This window comes from Lentzea pudingi (assembly GCF_014646255.1).
Taxonomy (GTDB): Bacteria; Actinomycetota; Actinomycetes; order Mycobacteriales; family Pseudonocardiaceae; genus Lentzea; species Lentzea pudingi.
The window spans coordinates 467,884-492,987 of the sequence record NZ_BMNC01000004.1; the positions used below are offsets into that span (position 1 = coordinate 467,884).

The window sequence follows — 25,104 nt, forward strand, 5'->3', positions numbered from 1 at the left end:
GCTCACCCTTCCTCGCCAAGGTCAACAGCTAGATGATCAACGGTATTCCAAGATCATTGTGTTAGGAGTTCTTAGGGGCGAAGTGGCATCGAGGCGAACAGCGGGTCGGTGAAGTCCGTGATGCGGGCGTGGTCGTCCGCGATCCGCGCGTACACCTCGGCCGCGGCAGAGGGCGTGAAGACGTCGGCAGTGGTGACCATCGCCTTGACCGCGCTGTCCCAGCCTGGGTGCACGCCGCTGCCCACCGCCGCGCAGATGGCGGCACCGAGACCCGCGGCGTCGCTCATCCTCGTGCGCCGCACCGGACGTCCGAACACGTCGGCGAAGATCTGCATCATCAGGTCGGACCGCGACCCGCCGCCGGAGACGATCAGCTCCGGGAACTCGCGGTCGAGGGCGTCGGCCATCGACTCGCTGTGCCGGCGCATGGTCAGCGCGATTCCTTCGAGGATCGACCGGTACACGTGGTAGCGCCCCTGGGTGCCGTCGAAGCCGAGTAACGCGCCGCGCCGGTACGGGTGGTCGCCCGGCGCCAGCCAGTCGAGCACCGTCATGAGTCCGCCGCAGCCCGGTTCGACGGCCGTCGCACCGGCTTCGAGTTCGCCGAGGTCGGAGTCGACGAGCTGGCGGTACCAGCTGACCGTCCACATGCCGCGCCGGATCCCGTTGCTCTCGTAGAGGTACTTTCCTGGCACAGACCCGAAGTTCGACCAGAACCGTCCCGCGGGGTCGACCGTGTGCCGGTCGCCGGTGGTCATGGCGGCGATGTAGGTGCCGAGCGACACCAGCAACTCGTCGGCGAGCCCGCTGCCCAGCGCCTCGACCGCCTTGTCGTTGGAGGTCGCGAACACGGGCAGTCCGGCGGGCAGACCCGTGGCCGCGGCGGCCTCGCTGGTCACGGTTCCCAGCAGCGCACCCGGATCGACGAGGTCGAACAATTCGTCGCGGGGCATGCCCGTGTCCACATAGGACGGTGATGAGTCCGGCCAGCGCCACGTCTCGTGGTCGATCGGCCACATGCCCTCGTAGTTGCCGGCGGTGTCACGCCGCTGACCGGTGAGCCGGAGCGTCACGTAGCCCGACGATGGAGAGACGAGACGTCTCGTTTCGCTGGGCCCCTGGGGCTGCGCGAGCCGGTCGTCCATCCAGCTCAGCATCGGTTCGGTGAGCCGGCCGTCGGTGTCCATCAACGCCCGGCAGAACCGAATCGTGCACAGCCCGACGCCCGCGATCTCGCCCGGCGCGCCGGTGAACCGTTGCATCGCCTCGGTGCAGGCCTCGGTGATCGAGTCCCACACGTCGTCGTCCGGGTGCACGACCTGGCCGGGCGACGGGTGCGCGTACGGCCGCAGCGGGCGCTGGGCCGACGCGTGCACCCGGCCGACCTCGTCGACGATCGACACCTTCGTGCTCTGCGAACCGTTGTCGATCGCGATCAGGTAGCTCATGACACCGGGAAGATCGTGCCGGCGTTCATGATCCCGTTCGGGTCGAAGCCCCGCTTGAGCACCTCGAGCATCGGGTAGGCGCTGCCGTGCTCGTGACGCGTCCACGGCGTGCGGTACTTGCCGATGCCGTGGTGGTGCACCATGGAACCGCCCAGCCGCAACGACTCCTCGACGATGATCGCGTTGAGCGGGATGTGGTATTCGATGATCTCCTGCTCCGGCTCGCAGGTGATGTCGTAGTCGTAGACGAAGTACAGGTTCGTGCCGGTCTGGTAGCTGTGCGACGAGTGCGCGCCGAGCATCGTGAGGTCGGCGAAGCGCGGGAACTCGTCGCGCACGCGGGTCATGATCGCGTCGTAGAGCGGGGTGACGTTCGACCAGTCGACGGAGACCTCGGTCGTGTAGCCGAGGTGCCGCGTCTCCAGCATCGCCCGCTTCTCGGCGTCGATCTTGTCCTGGCCCCAGTTGAGGTTGTCGAACCACTCGACGACCAGCTTCGGGTCCACGGCTTCCGTGCCCGCGAACGTCCTCTCGATCGCCTCGGACGTCGCGCGCGCGATGCCCTCCGGGCCCTCCGCGACGAGCACGACCACGTTCTTGCCGTCCGAGAAGTGGCTGAAGTGCTGGTTCGCGTCCTCGGGGGAGTAGACGCGGCACACGCTCGGCCGGTACCCGTCGGTGATCAACGTGCGCAGCCGCTCGACGGCGTCACCGAAGTCCTCGGTGAGGAATCCGAAGTAGTGGTTGTTCTCGGGCTGGTACTTGAAGAGCTTCACGGTGACCTCGGTGATCACGCACAGCGCGCCCTCGTTGCCGATCACGACGTGCCGGATGTCGGGGCCGGCCGCGCGGCGCGGGACGTTCTTGATCCGGCTGACCGTGCCGTCCGGGAACACCGCCTCCAGGCCGACGACCATGTCCTCGATGCCGCCGTACAGCGTGGAGAACTGGCCGATCGAGCGGGTCGCGACCAGCCCGCCCATCTGCGCGAGGGGCTTGGACTGCGGCGAGTGCCCGGTCGTGAGGCCACGCTCGCGCAGCGCGTCCTCCAACTGCTGCAACGGAACGCCGCACTGCGCGGTGACCATCATGTTGACCGGGTCGATGCGGACGATCGCGTCCATTGTGGAACCGTCGAGCACGACGGTGTCCTCCACCAGCGTCTCCAGGCCGCCCTCGGTGGCGGTGCGGCCGGTGCGCGGGACGATGTTGATCCGGTGCTCGTTCGCGAACGCCAGCACCTTGCTGACTTCCTCGGTGCTTCCCGGCTTCACGATCGCGGCCGGGATCGGGCCGGTGAAGATGCCGTGCACCGAGGTGTACTTGCGGAACCTGTCGACGCTGGCATCCCGCAGTTCGTGCTCGTCGGTGGAGACCTTGGCGGAACCGAGGAGTGCGGTGAGCCCGGCGACGATCTCGGAGCGGCTCAGGCCGGAGGCGGAGGGAACGGGGGGCGGCGGTGCAGGAAACATGGCTCTGCCTTCGAGAAGAGTCAGCGAACGAGGTATCCGCCGTCGACCACGAGCGTGTGGCCGTTGACGTAGTCGGAGGCGCGGCAGGCGAGGAACACCAGTGCGCCCATCAGATCGCTCGGATCACCCCAGCGACCGGCCGGGATGTGGTCGATCACGCGCTGGTTGGTCGCGGGGTCCGACCGGGTGGCCTCAGTGATCTTCGTGGAGAAGTAGCCCGGCGCCAGCGCGTTGACCTGGATGTTGTGCTGCGCCAGCTCGTCGCAGTAGGCCTTGGTGAACCCGGCGATGCCGTGCTTGGTGGCGGCGTAGGCGGGGGACTGGCGGCCGCCGAGGAACGAGAACAGCGACGCGATGTTGATGATCTTCCCGGACCGCTGCGGGATCATGTACCTGGTCGCCTCGTGGGCCAGTTCGAAGGCCGCGGTCAGGTTGACCGCGATCATCGGGTCCCACTTGGCGCGGTCGAAGTTCTCCACGTCGTCGAGCAGGCTGATGCCGGCCGAGTTGACGATGATGTCGACCGAGCCGAGCTGGTCGGAACAAGCGTCCACAACGGACGCACAGGCGCCGGGCGCCGTGATGTCCGCGGTCATCCCGGCGAACCGCTGTCCCTGCGCCTCGACGAGCTTCTGCGTCTCACCCTCGTCCGAGACGAGGCTCGGCACGAACACGTCCGCCCCGGCGGCGGCCAGGCCGAGCGCGAACGCCTGGCCCAGGCCCGTGTTGCCGCCGGTGACGATCGCGTTCTTCCCCTTGAGAGAGAACAGGTCCAACCCGAAGTCCATCAGATGCTCCCGAACGGATCAGACAGAGCGACATAAGTGGTTTCGAGGTACTCCTCGATGCCCTCGGCCCCGCCCTCGCGGCCGATGCCCGAGTGCTTGACGCCGCCGAACGGCGCGGCGGGGTTCGACACGATTCCCGTGTTGAGGCCGAGCATCCCGGTCTCCAGGGACTCCGCGAGCCGCAGACCCCGGTTCAGGTCACGGGTGTAGGCGAAGCACACCAGGCCGTACTCCGTGGAGTTGGCGATCCGGACCGCCTCTTCCTCGGTCTCGAACGTGACCACCGGCGCGACCGGTCCGAAGATCTCCTCGTGCAGCAGCCGGGCGTCGGCCGGCACGCCGGACAGCACGGTCGCCTCGAAGAAGAAACCCCTGCCCTCCAACGCGGCCCCGCCCAAAGCCAGTTCGGCACCGCGGTCCAGGGCGTCCTCGACGAGCTCGGTGACCTTCGCGCGAGTCCTGGCGTCGATCAACGGGCCGAGCGGGTAGTCCTTCATGCGCGCGGCCAGCTTCGCCGTGAACTCCTCGGCGACCGAGCCGTGCACGAGGAACCGGTTCGCCGCCACGCACGCCTCGCCGCCGTTGCGCAGCTTGGCGAGCACGGCACCGTCGGCGGCCGCGTCGAGGTCGGCGTCCTCGAAGACGAGGAACGGCGCGTTGCCGCCCAGTTCCATCGAGACCCGCAGCACCTGGTCGGCGGACTGCGCGATGAGCTTCCTGCCCACCGCCGTCGACCCGGTGAACGACAGCTTGCGCAGCCGCGGGTCGGTCAGCAGCGGGCCGGTGACCGCGCCCGGATCCGTCGTGGTGATCACGTTGAGCACACCCGCGGGCAGCCCGGCATCGGTGAGCACCTCGGCGAACAGCAACGCGGTCAACGGGGTGAGCTCGGCGGGCTTGAGCACCATCGTGCAGCCCGCCGCGATCGCCGGGGCGATCTTGCGCGTGGCCATCGCCAGCGGGAAGTTCCACGGCGTCACGAACAGGCACGGTCCGACCGGCCGCTTCACCGTGACCAGACGGTTGCGGCCGTCCGGTGCGGTGGTGAACCGGCCGGAGATCCGCGGAGCCTCCTCGGAGAACCACCGCAGGAACTCCGCGCCGTAGGCGACCTCGGCCCGTGACTCGGCGAGCGGTTTGCCCATCTCCGAGGTGATGAGCGCGGCGAACTCCTCGGTCCGCGCGGTCACCAGTTCGAATGCCTTGCGGAGGATCTCGGCACGCGCTCGTGGCGCGGTCTTCCCCCACGCGGCCTGGGCGGCGACGGCGGCGTCGAGCGCTTTCAGGCCGTCCTGAGGAGTGGCTTCGGCGACGTGCGCCAGAACCTCCTCTGTGGACGGATCCAGCACCTCGAACGTGCGGCCGTCACCCGAATCGAGCCAGTCGCCGTCGATGTACAGCTTGGTGTGCATGGCGTGTCCCCTCACAGCCTCAGGTCGACCCCGATGAGGTCCTCGTAGAGCTTCACCGGGGTCATCTCGCCGGCCCGGTCTCCGTAGCTCGCGCGGGCCCGGCGGAAGATCTGCTCGACCAGCGCGGACAGCTCGGCGGGCACCCCGACGGACGCCGCGAGATCGGTCGACAGACCGAGGTCCTTGCAGGCCAGCGCGATCGCGAAACCCTCGTCGTAGTCGCCGTGGTCCAGGACGGACAGCACGTCGCGTTCGACGAAGTTGCTCTGGGCCGGGCTGTTGACCAGCGCGTTGCGCAGCACACCCAGGTCTACACCCGCCTTGACGCCGATCGCGAGCACCTCGGCCGTGGCGACCAGGTGCGAGAACCACAGTTGGTTCAGCATCAGCTTCACGGTGTAGCCCGCACCGTGCCCGCCGACGTGCAGGATGCGTTCCCGGTCGCCCATGGCGTCGAACACCGGCCGCAGGCGGTTCACGTCATCGGTGTCACCGCCGATGAAGATCTGCAACGTGCCGTTCGCCGCGCCCACGGACATGCCGCTGACCGGCGCGTCCAGCACGTGCAGGCCGGGGTTCTTCTTGCGGATCTCGTCGGCCACCTCGGGCACCGAGGTGGACATGTCGATCCACGTGCCGGTGGGGGCCATCCCGGCGAGCACGCCGGCCTGGCCGTTCATGACCTCGTGGACGTGCTTGGGCGTGGGCAGCATGGTGATCACGAGGTCGCTGCTTGCAGCGACCTCGGCGGGCGTGTCCGCCCAGCGGGCGCCGCCGGCGACCAGTTCGTCCGCCGACTCGCGGCGGATGTCGTTGACCACCAGCGAGAACCCGGCCTTGCGCAGGTTGCGGGTCATGCCGGAGCCCATGCTGCCGAGTCCGATGAAACCGACGGTCACATCAACTGCGGGGGTCGTCACGCTCTCTCCTCGGGTGGCGTGTAGAAGGGGTTGCTCGGAGACGCCGCCAGCACGTCCTCAAGAAGCGGAAGGTCCTGTGCGCCGTTGGCCAACGCGGTGCGCGTGGCCTCGCGGTTGTTGCGGTACACGGTGTCCGCGTCGTCGGCACCGGGGTTGACCCAGACGGCCGCGATCAGGACGTGCGTCGAGGTGTCCGGCTCCGGGATGCTGCCCTCGGCCACCGCGTCGGCGACCCCGGCGGCGACACCGGCCTGGGCGGGACCCCAGATCAGCAGTCCGTGGTCGTCGGAAGCGGGTGCGGCCTTGGTGACGAACAACGTCATCGGCTTGACCGGCAGCGAAGGCCGCAGCACGGCGACGAACGGGACATGACCGGCGGAAGGCGTGGCGAGGGCCGTTGCCCACGCGGTGCCGGCCGGTCCGTCGCGGTGGCCGAGCACGGTGTTGATGTGGGCGGCGTTGACGCCGTCGCCGACGAAGCTCTCTCCGATCTGCACGGTCAGATCAGCCCCTGCGCGGTCAGCCACTCCTGCGCGACCTCGTCCGGCTCGTCACCGTCGACGTCGACCTTGGCGTTGAGCTTCTGCATCTCTTCCGTGGTCAGCTTGTCTGCCATGGGCTTGAGCACGTCCGCGATCTTCGGGTGGCTCTTGAGCACGTCGGCCTGCAGCGTGAACCCGCCCTGGTAGATCGGGAAGAACGCCTTGTCGTCCTGCAGCACGGTCAGACCCAGAGCGGCGATGCGGCCATCGGTCGCGAACACCTCACCGAAGTTGCAGTCCTTGCCGTCCTTGGTGGCGGTGTAGATGACGCCGGTGTCGAGCAGCTTCACGTTGTCCTTGGGGGCGTCGAAGCTGTAGGTCTTCGAGACGCCGGGCCAGCCGTCGTCGCGCGTGGAGAACTCGCTCTCGATGCAGAACGTCCGCTCGTTCGCGGGCAGCTTGGCGATGTCGCTCATCTTGGAGACGCCGAGCTCCTTCGCCTTCTCGTTGCGGATCGCGAAGGTGTAGGTGTTGTTGAACTTCGCGGGCGAGACCCACGCGATGCTCTTGGCCTCGTCGGCTTTTTTCACCGCGTCGAACTGCTCCTGCTCGGTCTTCATCGGCGCGGTCTGCTTGTTGTAGGTGATCCAGGACGTGCCGGTGTACTCCCAATAGCCCACGAACTGCTTGTTCTCCAACGCCTGCCGCACGTTCGCCGAGCCGACCAGCTTGGTGTTGGCCTCGAGTGTCGCGCCGTGGGCGTTGAGGAGCTTGGTCGTCAGGTGGGCGAGGATGTACTGCTCGGCGAAGTCCTTGGAGCCGATCTGGCCGGACAGTCCCGCGAGATCGCTGGTCTTCGCGGCGATGCCGGCGGACGGGGAACTGGAACAGGCGGCCAGCCCGAGGGCCAGCACGCCGATGAAGGCGCGCTTGTACATGGAGGGTTCCTTACGGCGGAAGGGACTTAGAGACCGCGGGGGCGGACAAGGTCCTCGACGAGACCGGCGGCCCAGTCGATGAGGACGGCGATCGCGGCGACGAGCACGGCGCCGACGACGATCACGGGGTAGCGCTGGAGCTTCAGGCCGTTGACGATCATGTCGCCGAGGCCGCCTGCGTTGATGAACGTCGCGATGGTCGCGACACCGACGGAGAACACGAGCGCGGTCCGCAGCCCGGCCAGGATCACCGGTGAGGCCAGCGGGAGCTCGATGCGCCACAGGACCTGGCGCGGGGTCATGCCCATGCCCCTGGCCGCCTCGCGGGTGGCCTGGTCGACCTGTTCGAGGCCGGTCAGGGTGTTGCGCAGCACCGGGAGGAAGCAGTAGGCGACCAACGAGATCAGGGCGGTGAAGAAGCCCGTCTGCCACACGATCGCCAGCAGGATCACGACGCCGACCGCGGGCGTGGCCTGGCCGATGTTGCCCAGGCCGATCACGAACGCGCGGACCGCCTTGGAACGGACGCGGTAGGCGGCGATTCCCGCCGGGATGGCGAGCAGTGCCACGAGCGCGGACGAGGCCACCGTCAGGATGAGGTGTTCCTGGGTGCGTTCGACGAGGTAGCTGGTGTTGAGCGTGCGTTCCTCGATGGAGTCGAGGGTGAGGCTGCCGAGCCAGAGGAACAGGACGGCCAGCACGACCACGACGGCGAACGGCGTACCGAACCGCTTGAGCCCCAGGCGAGCACGTTGTTCGGTGAGGGCGGTCATGACGCCTCCACCGGATGCCGGGCCTTGTTCAGCGCGGCCGAGATCCTCGCGTGCGTCAACGACCCCTCGCCGCCGGACACGTTGACCCGCTCTGCCCCCGTGACCATCAGCAGGTCCAGCGCGTCGCGCAGCGAGGAATCCGCGTCGACGGCGGGCGCTGTCGCGTCCGGCGCGTCGAGCTCGACGTCGGAGATCGGGATCAGTGCGAGGCGCATGAGGCCGGCGCCGTGGCCGATGAAGCTGGACACGTAGTCGTTGGCGGGGTTGGCGAGGATGTTCGCGGGTGTGTCGAACTGCTCGATCCGGCTGCGTTCGCCCAGCACCGCGATCCGGTCGCCGAGCCGGACGGCCTCGTCGAAGTCGTGCGTGACGAAGATGATCGTCTTGCCGATGTCCGCCTGCAGCTTGAGGAACTCGGCCTGCAGCTTCTGCCGGGTGATCGGGTCGGTGGCGCCGAACGGTTCGTCCATCAGCATCACCGGCGGGTCGGCGGCCAGGGCGCGGGCGACACCGACGCGTTGCTGCTGACCGCCGGAGAGCTGCTTGGGGTAGCGGTGGGCGAACACCGCGGGGTCGAGCTGGACGGTCCGCAGCAGCTCGTCGACGCGGTTGTTCGTGCGCTCGCGAGACCAGCCCAGGAGCTTCGGGACGGTGGCGATGTTCTCCGCGATCGTCATGTGCGGAAACAGGCCGATCTGCTGGATCACGTACCCGATGTGGCGGCGGAGCTCGTTGGGGTCCAGTGACAGCACGTCCTGGCCGTCGATCGTGATCGACCCGCTCGACGGCTCGATGATGCGGTTGATCATCTTCATCGTCGTGGTCTTGCCGCAGCCCGACGGTCCGACGAACATCACGAGCTCGCCGGGGTCGACGCTCAGCGAGAAGTCCTCGACCGCGGCCTGCTGCTGGCCCGCGTACAGCTTGGTGACGTGGCTCAGTTCGATGCCGACTCCAGGCTCAGACACGGAGACCCCTCGAGGTGCTGTAGCGGGCGATCAGGACGAAGGCGCCGTCGATCAACAGGGCCAGCAGCACGACGCAGATCGTGCCGGTGAGCGCGAAGTTGAGCGCGTTGGCCGAACCGAGCGAGGACAGGCCCTTGAAGATGTAGAGGCCGAGACCGGGACCGGCGACGTAGGCTGCGATCGCCGCGATGCCGACCGTGAGCTGCGCCGCGACCCGGATGCCGGTGACGATGACCGGCCAGGCCAGCGGCAGCTGGATGCTCAGCAAGGTCTTCACGGGCGTCATGCCCATGCCGCGCGCCGACTCCACGAGGTGGGCGGGCACCTCCCGCAGACCGACCACGGTGTTCCGCACGATCGGCAGCAGCGAGTAGAAGACCAGCGACACCACCGTGGGTGCCCAGCCGAGCCCGAGCACGGGGCTCAGCAGTGCGAGCAACGCCAGCGACGGGATGGTGATGGCGATGCCGGCGGCGGTGAGCGCTGCCGTGCGGGGGACGTTGCGGTCCCACACCAGCAGGCCGATCAGGACGCCGAGGACGGTGGCGATGGCGAGGCTCAGGGCCACCACGGCGAGGTGTTGCAGCGTCAGCATGACGAGGTCTTCCCAGCGGCGGGCCAGGAACACGTCGAGAGAACCGGACACGGGGCCTCCTTTCGGCGTCGGTGCCGATGGCCGGGAACGGTAGATTTGGCGTGGTCTTATGCACAACACGTGTTGGCAATATGGCAACCGCCCTCGTAGCGTATGGCCTCATGCAGGGATCACGACGCAACTCGGCAGGCCTGGCTCGCGACATCGAAGTGCTGGAGGTGCTCGGCCGACCCGAAGCCGTGCAGGCCGGCGGCCTCGGCGTCGTGCGGATCGCCGCCCTCGTCGGCAGGGACAAAACGGTCGCGTCGCGGACCTTGGCGACCCTGGCCGAGAGCGGGCTCGTCGACCGGGACCCTGACACGCAGGCCTACCGGCTGGGCTCACGGCTCTACGCGCTGGCCGCCAGGACCTCCGAGGGTGCTCTCGGGTGGAGCGCCCGCGGACGCCTCAAGCACCTGGCGCAGGTGACGCGCGAGACGGCGCACCTGTGCGTGCTGCGCGGCGGGAACGTGCTGACATTGATGAGCGAACTGAGCCCGAACCGCTTCCACACCACCAGGTGGGAGGGCGTGACGACCGCCGCGTGGCGCACCCCGTCGGGCCGGGCGCTGCTCAGCGACTGGGACGCGGGCTCGCTCGCCGTCTGGTACGCCGAGCACGGCCACGACGAGGGCGTGCTGGAGGCAGGGGAGCGGGCGGACTCGATGTTCGCGGTGCTGGCCCAGCCGTCACCGCGGCCGAACTCGATCACCGACCTGGAGTCGCTGGTCGCGGAGCTGCGGCGGGTGCGGGAACGCGGCTACGCGACCTCGGACGAGGAACTGGAGCGCGGAGTCGTCGCGGCCTCGGCGCCGGTGCACGACTTCACGTCGCGCGTCGTGGCGGCGCTGAACGTGTCGGCGCCCAAGGAGCGGATTGGGGGGCAGCTGGACAAGCTGGGCCGGATCGTGTCCGGCGCCGCCCGCGACCTGTCGGCCGCGCTGGGCCACACCGCCTAGCCGTAATGACCGAGAGGTCAGGAACGCGGCTGGACGGTAGGCCCTGGAATGCGAAGTGACCGCGGTGGTCGTTGCAGGTGCACTTGCCGGCGAATGGGTTTGGCTGGCACGCGGGATTGCCAGCGCCGACCACGAGCCGATCCCGAGCAGATCTCGGCCGCCTCTGAGGGGGCGCGCCGTAGTTACTGTCGCTGCCTCAACTGAAGGTTCCCGCGCCGCTACCCATTTTTCGGACGTGCTGGCCCTCAACTCAGGGTTGAGACCACTGTTCGTCGTCGGCCTCATGAGTTCATCATGGCCATCAACAGGCTGGCTCCGCTAGACGTTTGGAGAGCAGTACGCCGCCGGTCTGCCTACACCTCCTGGAGTGCAGATGAGTCCTGTGGTTCAGCAACTACTAACTCTCGCTGGTGTACTTCTCGGTGCGTCCGCGTCCTTCGCGGCCACGACGTTGACTGAGAGATCGAGGTGGAGGCGGACGCATAGCACGCGGTGGGACGACAAGAGGCTTCTTGCTTACACCGACTACGCGAACGCGATCAAGACCGCTGTTCACGTCTGCTACCGGCTCGCCGGAACTCGGGGCTTCCCGGCAGGTGGCGTCGCGGTCGATCTGGAGACTGGTCTCAAGGAACTGAGCGACGCGGAGCGAGATCGCACAGTCAGGTGGGAACTGGTCCTGTTGCTCGGAAGCCCGGCAGTCACTGCAGCTGCGCGTCGATGGCACGAATGCCTGTGGAGACTCGAAGCGCTCGCTCGAGGAGAAGCTGCGACCGAGGAAGACTTCCTCAAGATGCATACGGACTTCAACCAGGCGCGAGATGTCTTCTACGCGTGTGCTCGTGCCGATCTGGGCGTGACCAGTGGCGAGTTGCCTTCGCCGGGACTGCGAGACACGTTTCGATGGAAGCCTCTGGCGGACAAGACCACGGCGAACCTGACCGAATCTACAAGGTGAGCAGAGCCGGGAAAGATCAGCGAGCGCCACGGCCGGATAAGACTGCCGGCATCCTGAGATCCTGCAGCACTTCCGTAGTGGCCACAAACGTTCGGTCCGCACCGGGCGGCCGGATAGTCGACGGTCAGCCGTTCGAACTCTCGAAGAAGGGGAGCGGGGCCGCAGCAGTAGACCTTGATGTCCGATCCCGCCCGAGTCAAACCACCGCGACTCCCGCGTCCCGTCCGCGTTGTACTTGCGCAGCCGTTCGTATGCGTCTTCCATCGCTCGTGCCGCTCGAGGAGCTCACGCCAGGGTCTTCCTTCCGCTGGATCGCGTTGGTCACCTGCCGGTGGCTACGCCACAGGTCATCCTGTCTCCCCGTCTGCGCGGCAGCAACAGCGTGATCCTCGCCCAGGCCTTACCTGTCAGTTCAGCACGTCCGACCACACAACATCATCTGAACACGATCATGAGATATTCGCAGGACTCGCGCTAGCCGGAAGCGGTGTGATCAGGTGCCACGAGCAGCCCGGTCGCCCTGGTGGGGGTGGCGCGCGAGCGGCGCAGGGGATCGGCTGGGCCGGAGGTTTCCGGGAGGTCGCGGAACTTCTTCGAGAGGGTCTTCGCCGCGCGCAGTCTGCTGTTGAACCGGTCCGTGAGGTTCGCGTAGCCGCCCATGATGTTGTTGACCCGCTCGAAGGCATCGCGCGCCTGGTGCGCTAGTTCCGCGTCCCTGGTGAGCACCGCGTACAGCAACGTGATGTCGTGGGCGGCGAGCAGCCGGTTGGGTGAGGGGTGGTCGGCGGCCATCGTGACGAACCGTTCGAACTGCTGCTCGACCAGTTGCGCGTGCCGTCTGCTGGGCACGGCGATCGCGAGGTCGTTCCGCCGCACGGCGAAGCCCAGTGCCAGCTCCAGAGAGCGGCGTTCCCTGGTGAACTGGATTTCGACCCGGTCGTCGGTGTCCGCAACGGCGTGCACTCCTCGCATTGCCCTGATCGCCTTCGCCCGGTCGCCGTTGCGCAGCACTTCGGTGTAGGCGAGCTGCGCACGCGCGGTCTGCAGGCTCTCGCGGTGCAGCAAGTGTTCCTCCCCGGTTTCGTCGTCTCGCGCCTGGAAGTGCGCCGCGTGCCGTGCAGCGGCGGCGAAGCACCGGATCGCCGCGTCGTAGTGGCCGAACATCTGCAGGATGTGCCCGCGCCCGCTCATGCCGCGGGCGACCCGCGGGTCGGCGGTCCCGAGCGGGCTGTAGCGTGCGGCGTCAACCTGCCAGGCTCGGGCGTAACGCAGCGCGGCGATGTTCTCAGACTCCATCGCGGCGTGGTAGCGCAGCTGCAGGTACGACAGCCAAAGGTCGACACCCGCCGCACCGACGTCGGGGAGGTCGACTACGCAACGGCCTGCGGCCAAGGCATCCCGTGCCGCCGCTTCGCCCGTTCGGCGAAGGCCGGTGGAGAGATCCGATGCGAACAACAATCCGGCCGGCGACTGCAACAACGCCGCGCCGTACGGCACTCGCACCAGCTGTGCGATCTCTGCGCTGCTCCTCAGACCGGAGCGAAGCTGATCGAGATTGCGTTGTGCGGCGACCGGATCCACCTGGTCACGCTGGAGGGCGGCTCGCAAGGCCTCGTCATCGCTCTTGATCTTCCGCGCGCCGCGCGAGTCGTCGCCGATCTCGTTGGCGAACTCTTTCACCGACTCGGTTATCGACGGGGGATATGTCCGCTGATCAGCTACGGGCGCGTGCAGGACTTCGCTGACTAGATGGCCGATGATCGCACCGCGCAGATCTCCTGGTGGCAACCTCCTCACCAGGTCAGCCATCAGCGGGGCGTCGTTCTCCGGCAGCGGGACGCCGATGTGTAGTTGCATCCACAGCCGGATCTCGGCCTCGGTCGTGGGCTCGGGCCGGTACCTGGCGAGAATCTCCCGTGCCTGCACCACATCGCCGGCGTTGTGCACAGCGGCCAGCAGGTTCCACGCGAGATCTGGATCTTCGCGTACGGCGAGGCCAGTCTTCGCCAAGGTTGCCGCCTCGGAGTACTGGTCACGCTCGACGTTCCGCGACACCAGCCATTTGCACGCCTGAAGCCGCATGTCGTCCGACAGGGCATCGTTGGAGACGATGGCCGCGCTCACTTCCTCGGCGCGGTCCAAGCTTTTGTGACGGCGCAACAGATCGGCCAGCAGCACCATCGTGATGGGATCCGGCCGCGACCGGAGTTGTTCCTCACATTCCTGGATGGCGGCATCGGGACCGGAGTGGTCCTCGAGCACGATGACCAGCACATGCACTGCTTGTGCATCACTCAAGATCAATTCACGCAGCCGCGCTGTACCTAGTTCGTGATCCGTCGTCCTGGCGAGGTACTCGGCGCGAAGGATCTCCAGAGTGACCTGCGGAAGGGCCTTTCGCCGCGCCAACGAGTCCGCCGCTTCAGGCCACACCCCTAGCCTGACCAAACGGGGCACGAACCGTGCCGCGGTCGCATCGTCTTCTGCTTTCTGCACCAACTCGGCCCACATCGCTACGCGTTCTGACGGTGACAGCTCGGCCTCGGTCTCGAGCGCGGTCAGCTCGCGCAGTCGCGGACCGGCCGGCAGCAGCTGCCGGAAGAACGAGAGAGCAGCCGCGTTGCCGTCAGCGAGAGCCGCCAACGCGCCCAGACGGGCGACAGAGGGGGAGACCGACTCGATTTCGAGGGCTGTTCCGCCTTGAGAGATGGGCAAAGCGGCCCGCACGGCCTCGCGGAACTCGGCATTCGTCACCAGGAGTTCGACGAGGACGGTGAGCGCGTCCGCGCTCGGCCCTGCCCACCGTCGACGATCCTCGACTGCTGCCTGAGCATGACCGACAGCCCGCCGACGCTCCTGCGGCGAGTGGTTGCCTTCTCTCATCGCGCGTTGCCAGATATTGCGAGCCAGCTCGAGCCGGATTCCGCTGTGCGGCTCGCTGGATGCGTCGACCGCACGTTGCCGATAAGCGATCGCCGCGGTCAGATCCCCTCGACGAACCTCGACCTCTCCGAGAGCGTTCAATACCGTGGGTTCGCCGTCGAGCTGAGCTTCGGACGCCTCACGAATCGACTTCGGAACCTCGATCTCGCCGGCCACGTCCGCGAGGACGTCCAAGATCATGAAGCCGACGTCGGCCAACAGGGTCTGACCTCCGTCACGGGCACGACCAAGAAGTTCGGCCGCCAGCGGCCGGTCGACGAACACCAGGCTGAGCCCACCGAAAGCGTTCGCGCGAGCTGACCTCGGACCCTCCGCGGCGGCAGCGAGCCGGAAGGCTGCGGCCGCTTCCCGATCGGCTGTGTGCTCGCCTGCGTAGGCGGCGACCGCGCACCACAGGTCCTGGGCCGAATCGCTGTCGGCGAGCCAAGTGGGCTGCGCCGCCGTTACTGAAGCCGCTGTCATCGCGGGTTCTGCACGTCCGGCCGCGAGCCGGTCGGCCAGACGTGCCGCTGCCAGTGGATCCACCTTGGCGGCTCGGCGCAGGTTCGACACCGAGTCCGGTGGGAGTACGCGGTAATGCCCAGGCAACGACCCGATTAGGGTCTCACTCCGCCCGCCGATTTCGAGCAGCGCGTCACGCGCCGACCGATCAAACGGTTGGTTCCGGGGGACCGTGAGCTTGTAGGCCTTTTTCGTCTCGGTCACCGAGCTGGTGGAGACTACTTGCCAGTAGGCTTTTCGATCGGTGTCGACGAGGACCACGATGACCGGGAGGGAGTGCCCGAGCCAATACGCGATGTGGTCGGCGTTCGGCCGGAAGACCCATCCGTCGGCGGTCTCCTCGTCAAACCAGGACGAGCCGCTCTTGATCTGCAGGGCGATCAACCGCCCCGTCACCAACTCGTCGTCGGTCTCGATCTCGGCGTGTGCGTCAATTCCGTAGTCCTGCACGGGCTGATCGCGAAAGATCCACTCAAGCTCATCCTCGACCAGGTCGGCGACTGCCCGGACGCCGCGGTCGCTGACCCGGGCGGTGTGGCCTCGCCGCATACCAGGTGCTTTGCGACGAGGTACGCCACCGTCTGACGAAGCGCCCGGCTGTCCATCCACCGACTAATTATTGAGCAGCGCGCGGCCTTCGGTGAGGAGAAACGCCGAATCGGTGACGAGACCGCATAGAGCCTGTCCTGTAAGCCGTTGATCTGGGCGTCTGGTATTTCACTGCGGTGGTTGGTCGCGGTGAGTTGACGGATCGGGCGTGGGCGGCGATCGCGCCGCTGCTGCCCCCTGTGTGGGGCGGTGGGCGGCGGTGAAGGGATCACCGTCAGGTGATCAACGCGATCCTGTGGAAGCTGCGGACCGGTGCGCCGTGGCGTGACCTGCCCGAACGGTATGGGCCGTGCAAGACCGCGCATGAACGGTTGCGGTTGTGGACCGAGGATGGCACCTGGGCACGCATCCCAGACGAGGTGATCGTCAAGGACGACTCCATCGGCGATGTCGAGTGGGTGATCAGCGTGGACTCCAGCGTCGTGCGGGCCCATCAGCACTCGGCCGGAGCCCGGAAAAAGGGGGCTGTACTGCCGGAACCGAGGCTCTCGCCGTCGACGGGGAAGGACTCGGCCGCTCCCGCGGCGGACTGAGCACCAAGACCCACTTCGCGGTCGACGGCCGTGGCCTGCCGATGCGGATCCTGCTCGCCGCCGGCCAGGTCGGCGACAACCCGCAACTACTGCCTCTGCTCGACGGCATCCGCGTCCGGCGCGACGACCCGGGCCGTCCGCGATCATGACCGAGTGCCGTGATCTCGGATAAGGCATACTCACATCCCTCGACACGACAAGCATTACGCCGCCGGAAGATCACGTTCGTCAGCCCGAAACGCGCCGACCAGATCGCCCTCCGCATGAGCAAAGGCGCCCGTGGCGGGTGATAACCGGCGTTCAACGCCGAGTGGACAAGCAGCGCAGCGTGGTCGAACGATGCTTCAACCGGCTCAAGCAGTTCCGCGAACTCGCCACTCGCTATGCCAAGCGCGTTGCCCAGTACCAGCCGAACTCACCATCGCCGCTATCGTGCTCTGGCTCTGATGACTGACAGGATAAGCACTAGTAGTACTTTGTTAGGTGTTGCTGACCTGGTCGGAAACCTTCGGAGCGGTGAAACACACCAATTCGAGGCCGCGTTCTGGGAGCTGTACCTGCACTACCGCCGGACTGGATGTCTGCACCACCGGACTTCGACGAAGGCTGAGATCGACTGGCCTGGAGTGCAGTGGGTCGAAGGGGCACGGTTGCCACAGGAACTTGTTGGCCGGACGCGAAGGAGTGGATCTTGAGTCGCTGCTCAACATGCGCCAGCGCACTTGATTCGCAGTCAAGTGCGCCGAACCGCGGTCAAAGCACCTGTTTTTGCAGGTCAGCGGCTCGTGAACCCGTATCTGGGGTCAAGGGGTCGCAGGTTCGAATCCGGTCATTCTAACGGTTTGAGTCAGCCCGGTGATCCAGGTGAAAGCTCAAGTCGCCGGGAATTTCGTGCATTCGAAACGATCGATATTTGATCATCATGTTGATCAATGGCCGGTGGAGGAGTCGCGAACTCCTCGCCTTCTTTCTCGTGCTCCTCGAGGCGCAAATTTCGTACCTGCGCTTCCGGTACGCCTTCCGAGCGAGGGCTGCCGCCTCCTGCGCTACACCATCACGGAGCTTGTCGATGCCGACTAGCCCCAGTGGATCATGGTCGGAAGGGACTTGGTCACTTCCAGACGGGTGAATCCGAAGCTGTCATCGGTTGAGGTGTCCCCAACGGGCTCGTAAATCGGAGTTAAGAGGCGTCAAGTCGTCTCTCCGGGAGGACACCCGTGGCTTACATCGACCGTGAAACCTTTCTGCGTTCAGGAGATTTCGCCTCCAGCGGGCGACGTTCGTCTTCCGTGTCGCCTGTCCCAGCGGAGCCCTCCGAGGACGCCCTGCCGAACCAGGCCGCCAGCGTCCGGCCGCCTGTGCGTGACCTACCGGCCACTGCGGACCAAATCCTGTTCACTCCTGCCCAAGCGGCTGCGCTGCTACAGGTGCGGGAGACGTGGCTGCGACGGCGCGCTGCCCGGAGGTTGGTGCCGTGCACATTCCTTGGCAAGCACCTGCGCTTCTCCCGCGACAACCTTGAGCAGATCGCTGCGGACGCGGTCCGTCCAGCGAGTACCGCCTCCGAATCGTCAGCCCGGTCAAGCGGACCACGTGGTGGCAGGAGCGCCTACGGGCATCGGCGGGGTCGGTCTAAGAAGTCCTCCGGTCAAGAACACATTTAGGTTGCCCTTTTCTCTGAAACGAGCGTTCATACAGGTTGCGCATGATTCATGCGCATGTTCGGATCTTGGTGAAGGGTGAATGATGGCCTGGGTAGAAAAGCATGGAGACACGTTTCGCGTCCGCTATCGTCTTGACGATGAAACGGTCTTCTCTGAGAACGGGTTCGCGACGATCACATTGGCAGAGAATCGGGCCGCCGATGTGGAGTCTGATCAGCGGCGGCAGCGGTTCACCGATCCGCGCTTGTCGAGGACCACGGTCGACGAATGGATCCGAGTGTGGTCGGAGGCGCACAGCGTTGCGGCTATGACGTGGTCGACCTATGACTCGCGCATCCGCAACCACATCCTGCCCCGGTGGTCCGGCACGGCTGTCGGTGACATCGAAAGGATCAAGGTGAAGGGATGGGTGAACAAGACACTGCGGCAGAACCTGGCCGACAAAAGCGTCAAGGACATCTTGGTGCTGTTCTCAATGATCCTCGGCGAGGCCGTCGAGGAGGGACTGCTCACCTTGAACCCGTGCCGGAAGCTGCGGATCGCCTTCGACGAGGCGCCGGAACGACCGCACGCCAGTACGAAAGAAGTCGATGCGCTCGCGGGACGAATGGATCCTGACGACGGGCTGCTGACGGTCACGGCCGCATACACCGGGCTGCGGTGGGGCGAGCTGGCTGGACTGCAGTGGATCAGGACTTATCTTTCGAGCGATCCCAGGATTGAGGTCGACCCGAAGTTCGGTGCGCTGCACGAAGTCCGAGGACGGAAGCTCGAACTCGGCCCGCCCAAGACTCCTGCCAGTGTTCGGTCTGTGCACCTGCCGCCGTTCCTGGTTGATGAGTTGCTCGCGCACCGGGAGCGGAACCTGGATGCACGGTTCGTGTTCCCCGGAGCGAGGGGAGCGTTGCGGCGTCGATCGAACTTCCGGCAGCGAGTGTGGTTGCCGGCTCTGGCTGGTGACGAGAGGCCGGGCTGGGCGCCGCTCAATCAGGAAATGCATTTTCATGATCTACGTCACACACACAAGACCTGGCTCATCGAAGACGACGTGCCCCGCGTGCTGCGTCTGGAACGGCTGGGGCACAAGCGCAAGGACGTTGACGACGGCTACTCGCACGTGACGGATTTGATGATCAGCCGGATGCTAGCGGCGCTGCAGCGCCGGTGGGAGACGGACGGCGGGGGGACCTGGAACCAGCAGGCAATACCCGAAGTCGTGCCTCAGACACTGTGACCACTTAGGTGTCGCGAATGTGGTCAGGAGGCCGTGCTCCCAAATTGCTCCCACGGCAACGCAAACGGCCCGCCGATGTAATCATCGACAGGCCGCCTGACTAGGTAAAACACACTGTGGGCGATACTGGGATCGAACCAGTGACCTCTTCGGTGTGAACGAAGCGCTCTCCCGCTGAGCTAAACGCCCGTGTTCTGTTGTGGTGCTGTTCCGCTCTCGCGGTGTGGCCATAGCCTACAACATCATCAACGAGAACCAAAAATCGGGCTCTGCAACCAGCTCCACTCGATGCCGAACCAGCCGCCTACCAGCGCGAACACGTTGAGGAAGTAGCAGGTTGCGAGGACGATGGCGCAGACGCCGGCCATCACCAGGCCTCGGACCCAGGACGGCTGGCGCTTGAGCCACTCGACCCAACGGTCGTAGTAGCGCTTTGCGAACTTCAGGACTCGGCCTGCCCACTCGAACTCCGTGGCGAGGATGGCCAGGCCCGCGAAGACCACGAGCCAGCCTGGGCCGGGGTACGGGATCATGATGATGCCCGCTACCAGCACCAGGCCGCCGATCACGCCCACGCCGATGCGGTAGGCGAGGTTGAGCGCCGGGTTTCTGTGGAACCAGTGGCGCCAGCCCTTGTGCTCTTCGGGCTTCACGTCGGGCTTCGTCATGTGTCGATCATCCTGTTGGGATTCAGGCGGGTGCAACCTGGCCGCCCGCTAGCACTTCCGAGGGTTTCGGCGGGGCTTGGCGGCCTGGTTCGAGCGACACCGCGAAGGTCGTGTGCTTGTGCGCGTCGGAGGACCAGGCCAGCAGTTGCGGGTCGGTCGAACCGGCGCGTACGTCGAACACCGCCAACGGTACCGGCGACTTCGTGCTCGCGCCCCAAACTACGTAGATGTGGCCCTGGTCGGTTGGTTTCAGGTTCGTCGGCACCACGGCGCCCGAGGTCGGGTTCGAGAGGACCACGGCCACCTCGTCGCCTGTGCCCGTGCGCAGGACCGCCCTGTTCGTGGCCGGGTCCGCGGCCAGGGAAAGGGCCTTGTTCAGGTCGTTCGTGCGGGCCTCGGAGGCCGCCACCTCGCCGGAGAGCTGGTTGACGCGCACGCCTAGGTAGCCGGCGCCCGCGAGGACGGCCAGCGCTGCCGCCGCGGCCAGCAGGACGCGGCCCGTGCGGCGGCGGTGTTGCGGGCGTAGCGGGATCGGGGCCGCGTGGCGCGGCGTGTGGTGTGCGGGTGGTTCCTGGGGGATGTGCTCGATCTGTTCCATCAGCCTCGCGCGCAGGCGGGGTGGTGGTTGTTCCTGGCGGACCGCGCCGCCGATGCCCGCGAGCACCTCCTGCGTCGCGTCCACGGTGCTCCTGCACGTGGCGCAGGTCGGCAGGTGGTCGCGGACCAGTGCTTCCTCGTCGGGCTCCAGGGAGTGCATCGCCCAGCCGACGGCGAGCTCCTCCTGAGCGCACGGGTCGCCGTTCACCGGTGAACTCCTGTCGTCTCGCCGGTTTCTCCGGCCCACAAGGTCCCCAACGTGCCTCTCAGGCGTCTGATCGCCGCGAACGTGCGCGATTTCACAGTTCCCAGTGGGACGCCTGTCAGTTTTGCCACCTCGCACTGCGTGTAGCCGCCCAGATAGGCGAGCGCGATTACTTGGCGCTGTTCTTCGGGCAGCGTGTGGAGGGCCGCTCTGACCTCGGCGCTCACCACGCTGACCAACGCTGCGTGGTCGGAACCTTCGACCGGAGGTGAAGCATCGTCGGTGAGGGGAACAGTTCGACGACGCTGAGTGTTCTCTTTACGTACGGCGTCCACCGCGCGGTGGTGAGTCAAGGTCATCAACCAGGTGCCGAAACTTCCGCGGGTGGGATCGAACCTGGCAGGGTGCCGCCAGAGCGCGAGGAAGGCTTCCTGGACGACGTCCTCGGCCAGTTCCGGGTCCACGCAGATCCGCCTGGCCAGCGAATATGCTGGTGTGCCGTACCTGTCGTACAGCTCACCGAACGCCGACCGATCGCCCTGTGCGAGTCTTTGCACGAGCTCGAAATCGGTCGGCCGGCCGTCGCTCGACGCGACGGTTGGGCCGGGCGAGTCAGCCACCAGAGATGTCCTCACGTCCAACATTCGCGCAACAGCCGGTACCGGGTTCAGGTTAGACCCAGCAAGATGGGAGTCGCTGAACACCGGCTGACGAACGAGGAGGCCACGCAGAGCGTGCACGCGATCGCGTTGCGGAGTCGAGCTGACCCGATGGGGTGATCTGCACCCGATTCGCGAGCGTTCCTCGCCACATGCACGTCACAACTAAGGTGCTCGGTCGTTTCATTGACCGGGAAGGGAGAAGAGGGTAACGACGATGCGCAACGATCACGTGACGCTCCGCTCGACAGCGGTCTTCGACCTGCTGGCACCGAGGACCCCTGCGGTCCCGGTTCAAGTGGAGCTGCGATACGACACGAAGGACCCGTACGCGGTCGTCGCCGCGTTCCGCACCGGCCGCGCCGGTTGGGTCGAGTGGGTGTACGCCCGCGACCTGCTCGCAGACGGACTCATCGCCGACGCCGGCGACGGTGACGTCCGGATCCGCCCCGCCGCCGACGACCCCGAGGTCGTCGTGATCGAGCTGAGCTCGCCTTCCGGGCACGCCATGTTCGAGGCGTCCGCCCAGGAACTCGCCGACTTCCTCGATCGGACCTACGACGTCGTCGTACCGGGCAACGAGCACCTGTGGGTCAACGTCGATGAGGCGCTCACGCACCTCATCTCGAACGACCTGAGCTGAATAATCCGAGGTAGGGGGCCCGCGAAGGCGATGCGGGCACCCCCGGTGAAACCCGCTTGAACCCCTCGTATAAGCTTTGTTTCAACATCATGAAGTCAGTGGTGTAAGCGGATGTAGCGCAGTTGGTAGCGCATCACCTTGCCAAGGTGAGGGTCGCGAGTTCGAGTCTCGTCATCCGCTCTGTGGTTCCACGGTGTACCTGCCGTGGGGTCATGCTCCTGGCGGAGTGGCCGAGTGGCTTAGGCAAGGGCCTGCAAAGCCCTGTACACGGGTTCGATTCCCGTCTCCGCCTCGGACGATTAGCTCAGCGGGAGAGCACTACCTTGACACGGTAGGGGTCACAGGTTCAATCCCTGTATCGTCCATTCGGAACTCGGGGCGAGCTGTGTTCGCGGAAGGCGCGAACCGGCTCGCCCCGAAGTGTTTTCTGGGGGTGCAACCCTCAGACCCCGCCTGGCGGGCTCCGCCCCCGGACCCCCGACTGTGGTCGACCTGGGCTCAAGATCAGCCGATTTGGAACTTCCGGGGACCGTCGGATAAAGTTCCTCTCGCGCCACGGGAAACCGGGGAGCGACGCGGATGTAGCGCAGTTGGTAGCGCATCACCTTGCCAAGGTGAGGGTCGCGAGTTCGAGTCTCGTCATCCGCTCGGACGATTAGCTCAGCGGGAGAGCACTACCTTGACACGGTAGGGGTCACAGGTTCAATCCCTGTATCGTCCACTTCAGACAGGAAGCCCTCGATCATCATGATCGGGGGCTTCCTGGCGTTACAGGGTGATCCAGGCGACCAGTTATTGTCCAGTTTTTGGTCGTAAGCCCTGAAAATGCCCACTTTTTCGTCTTTTATAGACGCCTCGACCGCATCTACCGTGGTGCGCTGTGTCCGGCTACAAGTACGACTTCTTCATCAGCTACTGCCGCCACGGCAGCGTGCAGAGGTGGTTGCTGAACCACTTCCTCGACAAGCTCAAGGAATGTCTGGCTGATCAGTACGCGCCGACTCCGACGGTGTACGTCGACCGCACCATGGAGCGGGGTGTGCACTGGCCGTCGAACCTGCGGGATGCCCTGCGGCACAGCAAGATCATGATTCAGCTCCAGACGCCGCAGTACTACGAGTCGCGCTGGTGCATGGCGGAGCAGACGAGCATGCGAGCACGGGAGAACATGCTCGGAATCGCCAGTCTGAAGAATTCCCAGGGATTGATCTACCCCATTCTCTACTCCGACTCGGAGAACTTCCCGGAGCAGGAGAAGGAACGGTCCTGGGTGAACTTCAAGGACGTCGCCCACCCGGATCTCGTGTACCAGCAGAGCAAGAAGTACCTCCGGTTCCACACGCGGGTCAACGACCTGGCGGCCGATCTGGTCCGGCTCGCCAAAACAGCGCCGCCCTGGCAGCCGGACTGGCCTGACATCGACACCCCGGAACCGCCGCTCATGCCGCCGCCGCAGATACCGAGGTTCTGACCATGGCTGGGACCGTCATCACCTTCTACTCCTACAAAGGCGGCGTCGGGCGCAGCTTCACCATGGCCAACATCGCGGTTCTGCTCGCCCGGTGGGGTTATCGGGTGCTGACGGTCGACTGGGACCTGGAAGCTCCTGGACTGCACCACTACTTCGCGCCTGTGCTGCGGGAGAAACCGCGCGGCGGTGTGATCGACCTCGCGCACGATTTCCTCGCCGGCGCCGTGGAGCCCGCCCCGCACATCGAGAAGGTCGATGTCGGCGGCAGTGGGACTCTCGCGTTGCTGGCCGCGGGGAAGATGGACCGCTCGTACATGGGCCGGATGCAGTCGATCGACTGGGAGAACCTCTATGCACAGGGCTTCGCGAACTTCCTCGAGGTGTGCCGGGCCGAGTGGACGGCTGAGCACGACTTCGTGCTGATCGACAGCAGGACCGGTATCTCCGACATCGCGAGCATCTGCACCGCCCACCTGCCCGACCGGTTGGCCGTCGTGTTCACCGCCAACGACCAGAACCTGGACGAGGTTGTCGAGATAGCGCGGCGCGCTGACGACGCGAGGGACCGGATGCCGTACGACCGGCCTCGGCACGTTGTGCTCCCCGTGCTCTCACGGCTGGACAACAGGGTGGAGTACAAGCGTGCGGAGGCATGGAAGATCAAGTGCGCCGCAGCGGTCGCCCCGCTCTTCGAGAACTGGCTGGTCAAGAGCGTTCCGGAGGACCTGATGCTGCGGCATCTCACCGTGCCGTACGTGTCGTACTGGAGTTTCGGCGAACAGCTCCCTGTGCTGGAGGAGCCCACTCCCTCACCGGAGCAGATCTCGTACGCGCTGGAGACCGTCGCCGCGGTGATCGCGCAGGGCTTCGACCGGACCGACGTGCTCGCGGACAACCGCGATGCCTACGTCGCCGCCGCGCGCAACCAACACCGCCAGTTCGACCTCGACCTGTTGGTGTCCAGTCCCCGGACGCTGCTGAAAGCCACCGAGAAGCTCATCGTCGAACTCAACGCGCTCGGCGTTCGAGCGGAGCGCTCCGTCTCCGGTGATCCGGAGATGCTGGAGCAGGCCGGCGAACAGGCAGAACACCTGTGCCTTCTCGTGGACGGAAACGCGAGCCGCTGGCAGATCACCGAGGCCGAGCGGTTCCTCCGGCACGCGATCGGTCTGGAAGGCGAGCAACGGCAGTTGTTCTGCGTGCTGTCGAGGAACACCGACCGCGACCAGCTGCCGGGCTTCCTGCGCAACCTGCGGCACCTCGAACTCGGCTCCCGGCCGGAGCTGGTCGCGCGGCAGCTCCACGACCTCATCCAGGGGAGCAGCGAGCAGGAGCCGAACCTCGAAGCCCTGACGAAGGCGGCGGACGCCCTGCGCGGCGTGCCGGACCGGATGCCCTATGCCGGACGCTTCGCGCTCGTCCAGGAGACGGTGCGCGGCATGAAGGCAGCTCTCGACGCCGGCGACGTGGAGCTGCTGCTGGACCACTCCGCCGACCTGGCGCTGATCAGCAAGACGCACGGCGACGGCGCTCAGGCCGCCATGCCGACGGAGCTGCGAGCCGCTGTGGGAGAGCTGCTCGCGCGGATCGATCGACGACTCAACGCGTTCACCGACTGAGAGAGG

At 66.2% G+C, this 25,104-nt stretch carries 21 protein-coding genes, 6 tRNA genes and 1 pseudogene; 13 read left to right on the forward strand and 15 right to left on the reverse strand.

The genetic code is table 11. The features are described from left to right. Positions 1-71: 71 nt before the first annotated feature. Genes IEY88_RS17590 through IEY88_RS17635 form a run of 10 tightly spaced genes read right to left on the reverse strand, consistent with a single transcriptional unit; the run spans position 72 to position 9,847 of the window. Positions 72-1,448 carry an FGGY-family carbohydrate kinase gene (locus IEY88_RS17590; protein ID WP_189155828.1) on the reverse strand — a complete coding sequence of 459 codons (1,377 nt, stop codon included), beginning with the start codon at positions 1,446-1,448 and terminating at the stop codon, positions 72-74. Next, entirely contained in the window at positions 1,445-2,920 is a 1,476-nt protein-coding gene (locus tag IEY88_RS17595) for an FAD-binding oxidoreductase (protein WP_189155829.1), read from the reverse strand. Before IEY88_RS17595 ends, IEY88_RS17590 begins: the two co-directional genes overlap by 4 nt. Positions 2,921-2,940: 20 nt before the next feature. Continuing rightward, positions 2,941-3,708 (reverse strand): SDR family oxidoreductase, encoded by a 768-nt coding sequence (locus IEY88_RS17600; RefSeq protein ID WP_189155830.1) that lies wholly within the window; start codon positions 3,706-3,708, stop codon positions 2,941-2,943. Then, positions 3,708-5,120 carry an NAD-dependent succinate-semialdehyde dehydrogenase gene (locus IEY88_RS17605; RefSeq protein WP_189155831.1) on the reverse strand — a complete coding sequence of 471 codons (1,413 nt, stop codon included), beginning with the start codon at positions 5,118-5,120 and terminating at the stop codon, positions 3,708-3,710. Before IEY88_RS17605 ends, IEY88_RS17600 begins: the two co-directional genes overlap by 1 nt. An 11-nt stretch (positions 5,121-5,131) precedes the next feature. Then, on the reverse strand, positions 5,132-6,040 hold the full coding sequence (locus tag IEY88_RS17610; protein ID WP_229693478.1) for an NAD(P)-dependent oxidoreductase: 909 nt from the start codon (positions 6,038-6,040) through the stop codon (positions 5,132-5,134). Further along, on the reverse strand, positions 6,037-6,567 hold the full coding sequence (gene fae, locus IEY88_RS17615; RefSeq protein WP_229693479.1) for a formaldehyde-activating enzyme: 531 nt from the start codon (positions 6,565-6,567) through the stop codon (positions 6,037-6,039). The genes IEY88_RS17610 and fae overlap by 4 nt, the downstream gene beginning before the upstream one ends. Beyond that, a complete protein-coding gene (locus tag IEY88_RS17620; protein ID WP_189155832.1) occupies positions 6,540-7,460 on the reverse strand; it encodes a glycine betaine ABC transporter substrate-binding protein in 921 nt (306 codons plus the stop codon). Before IEY88_RS17620 ends, fae begins: the two co-directional genes overlap by 28 nt. Before the next feature lie 26 nt (positions 7,461-7,486). Continuing rightward, positions 7,487-8,233, reverse strand: coding sequence for an ABC transporter permease (locus tag IEY88_RS17625; RefSeq protein ID WP_189155833.1), 747 nt, complete (start codon positions 8,231-8,233; stop codon positions 7,487-7,489). Continuing rightward, entirely contained in the window at positions 8,230-9,201 is a 972-nt protein-coding gene (locus tag IEY88_RS17630) for an ABC transporter ATP-binding protein (protein ID WP_189155834.1), read from the reverse strand. The genes IEY88_RS17625 and IEY88_RS17630 overlap by 4 nt, the downstream gene beginning before the upstream one ends. Further along, the gene (locus tag IEY88_RS17635) at positions 9,194-9,847 is read right to left on the reverse strand and encodes an ABC transporter permease (RefSeq protein WP_229693480.1); all 654 of its coding nucleotides are present in this window, start codon (positions 9,845-9,847) and stop codon (positions 9,194-9,196) included. The genes IEY88_RS17630 and IEY88_RS17635 overlap by 8 nt, the downstream gene beginning before the upstream one ends. Positions 9,848-9,957: 110 nt before the next feature. Between IEY88_RS17635 and IEY88_RS17640 the strand changes: the two genes are divergently transcribed. Together IEY88_RS17640 and IEY88_RS17645 are read left to right on the forward strand one after the other, a co-directional pair. Beyond that, positions 9,958-10,794, forward strand: a complete 837-nt coding sequence (locus IEY88_RS17640; protein WP_189155835.1) for an IclR family transcriptional regulator — start codon at positions 9,958-9,960, stop codon at positions 10,792-10,794. 373 nt (positions 10,795-11,167) lie between these two features. Continuing rightward, the gene (locus tag IEY88_RS17645; RefSeq protein WP_189155836.1) at positions 11,168-11,752 is read left to right on the forward strand and encodes a hypothetical protein; all 585 of its coding nucleotides are present in this window, start codon (positions 11,168-11,170) and stop codon (positions 11,750-11,752) included. Between the two features lie 474 nt (positions 11,753-12,226). Here IEY88_RS17645 and IEY88_RS17650 read toward each other — a convergent pair whose 3' ends face one another. After that, positions 12,227-15,745, reverse strand: a complete 3,519-nt coding sequence (locus tag IEY88_RS17650; protein ID WP_189155837.1) for a DUF4365 domain-containing protein — start codon at positions 15,743-15,745, stop codon at positions 12,227-12,229. A gap of 176 nt (positions 15,746-15,921) precedes the next feature. Here IEY88_RS17650 and IEY88_RS17655 point away from each other — a divergent pair. The 3 genes and pseudogenes from IEY88_RS17655 (at position 15,922) to IEY88_RS17660 (ending at position 19,236) form a co-directional block, all read left to right on the forward strand. Beyond that, positions 15,922-16,785: pseudogene (locus tag IEY88_RS17655) on the forward strand (IS5 family transposase). A 911-nt stretch (positions 16,786-17,696) separates the two neighbouring features. Continuing rightward, a complete protein-coding gene (locus tag IEY88_RS45520) occupies positions 17,697-18,002 on the forward strand; it encodes a helix-turn-helix domain-containing protein (protein WP_373294127.1) in 306 nt (101 codons plus the stop codon). 82 nt (positions 18,003-18,084) lie between these two features. Continuing rightward, a complete protein-coding gene (locus IEY88_RS17660) occupies positions 18,085-19,236 on the forward strand; it encodes a tyrosine-type recombinase/integrase (protein ID WP_189155838.1) in 1,152 nt (383 codons plus the stop codon). A 117-nt stretch (positions 19,237-19,353) separates the two neighbouring features. Here IEY88_RS17660 and IEY88_RS17665 read toward each other — a convergent pair. The 4 genes from IEY88_RS17665 to IEY88_RS17680 all read right to left on the reverse strand — a co-directional run bounded on the left by IEY88_RS17665 (position 19,354) and on the right by IEY88_RS17680 (position 21,326). After that, positions 19,354-19,425: transfer RNA gene (locus tag IEY88_RS17665), tRNA-Val, on the reverse strand. 56 nt (positions 19,426-19,481) lie between these two features. Further along, complete coding sequence (locus IEY88_RS17670) at positions 19,482-19,904, reverse strand: TIGR02611 family protein (protein WP_189155839.1); 423 nt, start codon at positions 19,902-19,904, stop codon at positions 19,482-19,484. Between the two features lie 22 nt (positions 19,905-19,926). Continuing rightward, positions 19,927-20,709, reverse strand: a complete 783-nt coding sequence (locus IEY88_RS17675; RefSeq protein WP_189155840.1) for an anti-sigma factor — start codon at positions 20,707-20,709, stop codon at positions 19,927-19,929. After that, entirely contained in the window at positions 20,706-21,326 is a 621-nt protein-coding gene (locus IEY88_RS17680) for an RNA polymerase sigma factor (protein ID WP_308425991.1), read from the reverse strand. The genes IEY88_RS17675 and IEY88_RS17680 overlap by 4 nt, the downstream gene beginning before the upstream one ends. A 256-nt stretch (positions 21,327-21,582) precedes the next feature. On the opposite strand from IEY88_RS17680, the gene IEY88_RS17685 reads away from it, so the two are divergent. From IEY88_RS17685 to IEY88_RS17720, 8 genes are all read left to right on the forward strand, one after another. Continuing rightward, the gene (locus IEY88_RS17685) at positions 21,583-22,008 is read left to right on the forward strand and encodes an SsgA family sporulation/cell division regulator (RefSeq protein WP_030477975.1); all 426 of its coding nucleotides are present in this window, start codon (positions 21,583-21,585) and stop codon (positions 22,006-22,008) included. Positions 22,009-22,115: 107 nt separating this feature from the next. Beyond that, positions 22,116-22,188: transfer RNA gene (locus tag IEY88_RS17690), tRNA-Gly, on the forward strand. Positions 22,189-22,228: 40 nt separating this feature from the next. Next, a tRNA-Cys gene (locus tag IEY88_RS17695) sits at positions 22,229-22,300 on the forward strand. Position 22,301: 1 nt separating this feature from the next. Then, positions 22,302-22,373 (forward strand) — tRNA-Val (locus tag IEY88_RS17700). A gap of 210 nt (positions 22,374-22,583) precedes the next feature. Then, positions 22,584-22,656: transfer RNA gene (locus IEY88_RS17705), tRNA-Gly, on the forward strand. 1 nt (position 22,657) lies between these two features. Continuing rightward, a tRNA-Val gene (locus IEY88_RS17710) sits at positions 22,658-22,729 on the forward strand. 159 nt (positions 22,730-22,888) lie between these two features. Beyond that, on the forward strand, positions 22,889-23,479 hold the full coding sequence (locus IEY88_RS17715; RefSeq protein ID WP_189155842.1) for a TIR domain-containing protein: 591 nt from the start codon (positions 22,889-22,891) through the stop codon (positions 23,477-23,479). A 2-nt stretch (positions 23,480-23,481) separates the two neighbouring features. After that, the gene (locus IEY88_RS17720; protein WP_189155843.1) at positions 23,482-25,098 is read left to right on the forward strand and encodes a tyrosine-protein kinase family protein; all 1,617 of its coding nucleotides are present in this window, start codon (positions 23,482-23,484) and stop codon (positions 25,096-25,098) included. The last annotated feature ends 6 nt before the right edge of the window (positions 25,099-25,104 follow it).

Bases quoted from the DNA above. Each gene is read 5' to 3' on its own strand.
- IEY88_RS17590 (WP_189155828.1), bottom strand. From the start codon at position 1,448: ATGAGCTACCTGATCGCGATCGACAACGGTTCGCAGAGCACGAAGGTG.
- IEY88_RS17595 (WP_189155829.1), bottom strand. From the start codon at position 2,920: ATGTTTCCTGCACCGCCGCCCCCCGTTCCCTCCGCCTCCGGCCTGAGC.
- IEY88_RS17600 (WP_189155830.1), bottom strand. From the start codon at position 3,708: ATGGACTTCGGGTTGGACCTGTTCTCTCTCAAGGGGAAGAACGCGATC.
- IEY88_RS17605 (WP_189155831.1), bottom strand. From the start codon at position 5,120: ATGCACACCAAGCTGTACATCGACGGCGACTGGCTCGATTCGGGTGAC.
- IEY88_RS17620 (WP_189155832.1), bottom strand. From the start codon at position 7,460: ATGTACAAGCGCGCCTTCATCGGCGTGCTGGCCCTCGGGCTGGCCGCC.
- IEY88_RS17625 (WP_189155833.1), bottom strand. From the start codon at position 8,233: ATGACCGCCCTCACCGAACAACGTGCTCGCCTGGGGCTCAAGCGGTTC.
- IEY88_RS17640 (WP_189155835.1), top strand. From the start codon at position 9,958: ATGCAGGGATCACGACGCAACTCGGCAGGCCTGGCTCGCGACATCGAA.
- IEY88_RS17645 (WP_189155836.1), top strand. From the start codon at position 11,168: ATGAGTCCTGTGGTTCAGCAACTACTAACTCTCGCTGGTGTACTTCTC.
- IEY88_RS17650 (WP_189155837.1), bottom strand. From the start codon at position 15,745: ATGCGGCGAGGCCACACCGCCCGGGTCAGCGACCGCGGCGTCCGGGCA.
- IEY88_RS17660 (WP_189155838.1), top strand. From the start codon at position 18,085: ATGGCCTGGGTAGAAAAGCATGGAGACACGTTTCGCGTCCGCTATCGT.
- IEY88_RS17670 (WP_189155839.1), bottom strand. From the start codon at position 19,904: ATGACGAAGCCCGACGTGAAGCCCGAAGAGCACAAGGGCTGGCGCCAC.
- IEY88_RS17685 (WP_030477975.1), top strand. From the start codon at position 21,583: ATGCGCAACGATCACGTGACGCTCCGCTCGACAGCGGTCTTCGACCTG.
- IEY88_RS17720 (WP_189155843.1), top strand. From the start codon at position 23,482: ATGGCTGGGACCGTCATCACCTTCTACTCCTACAAAGGCGGCGTCGGG.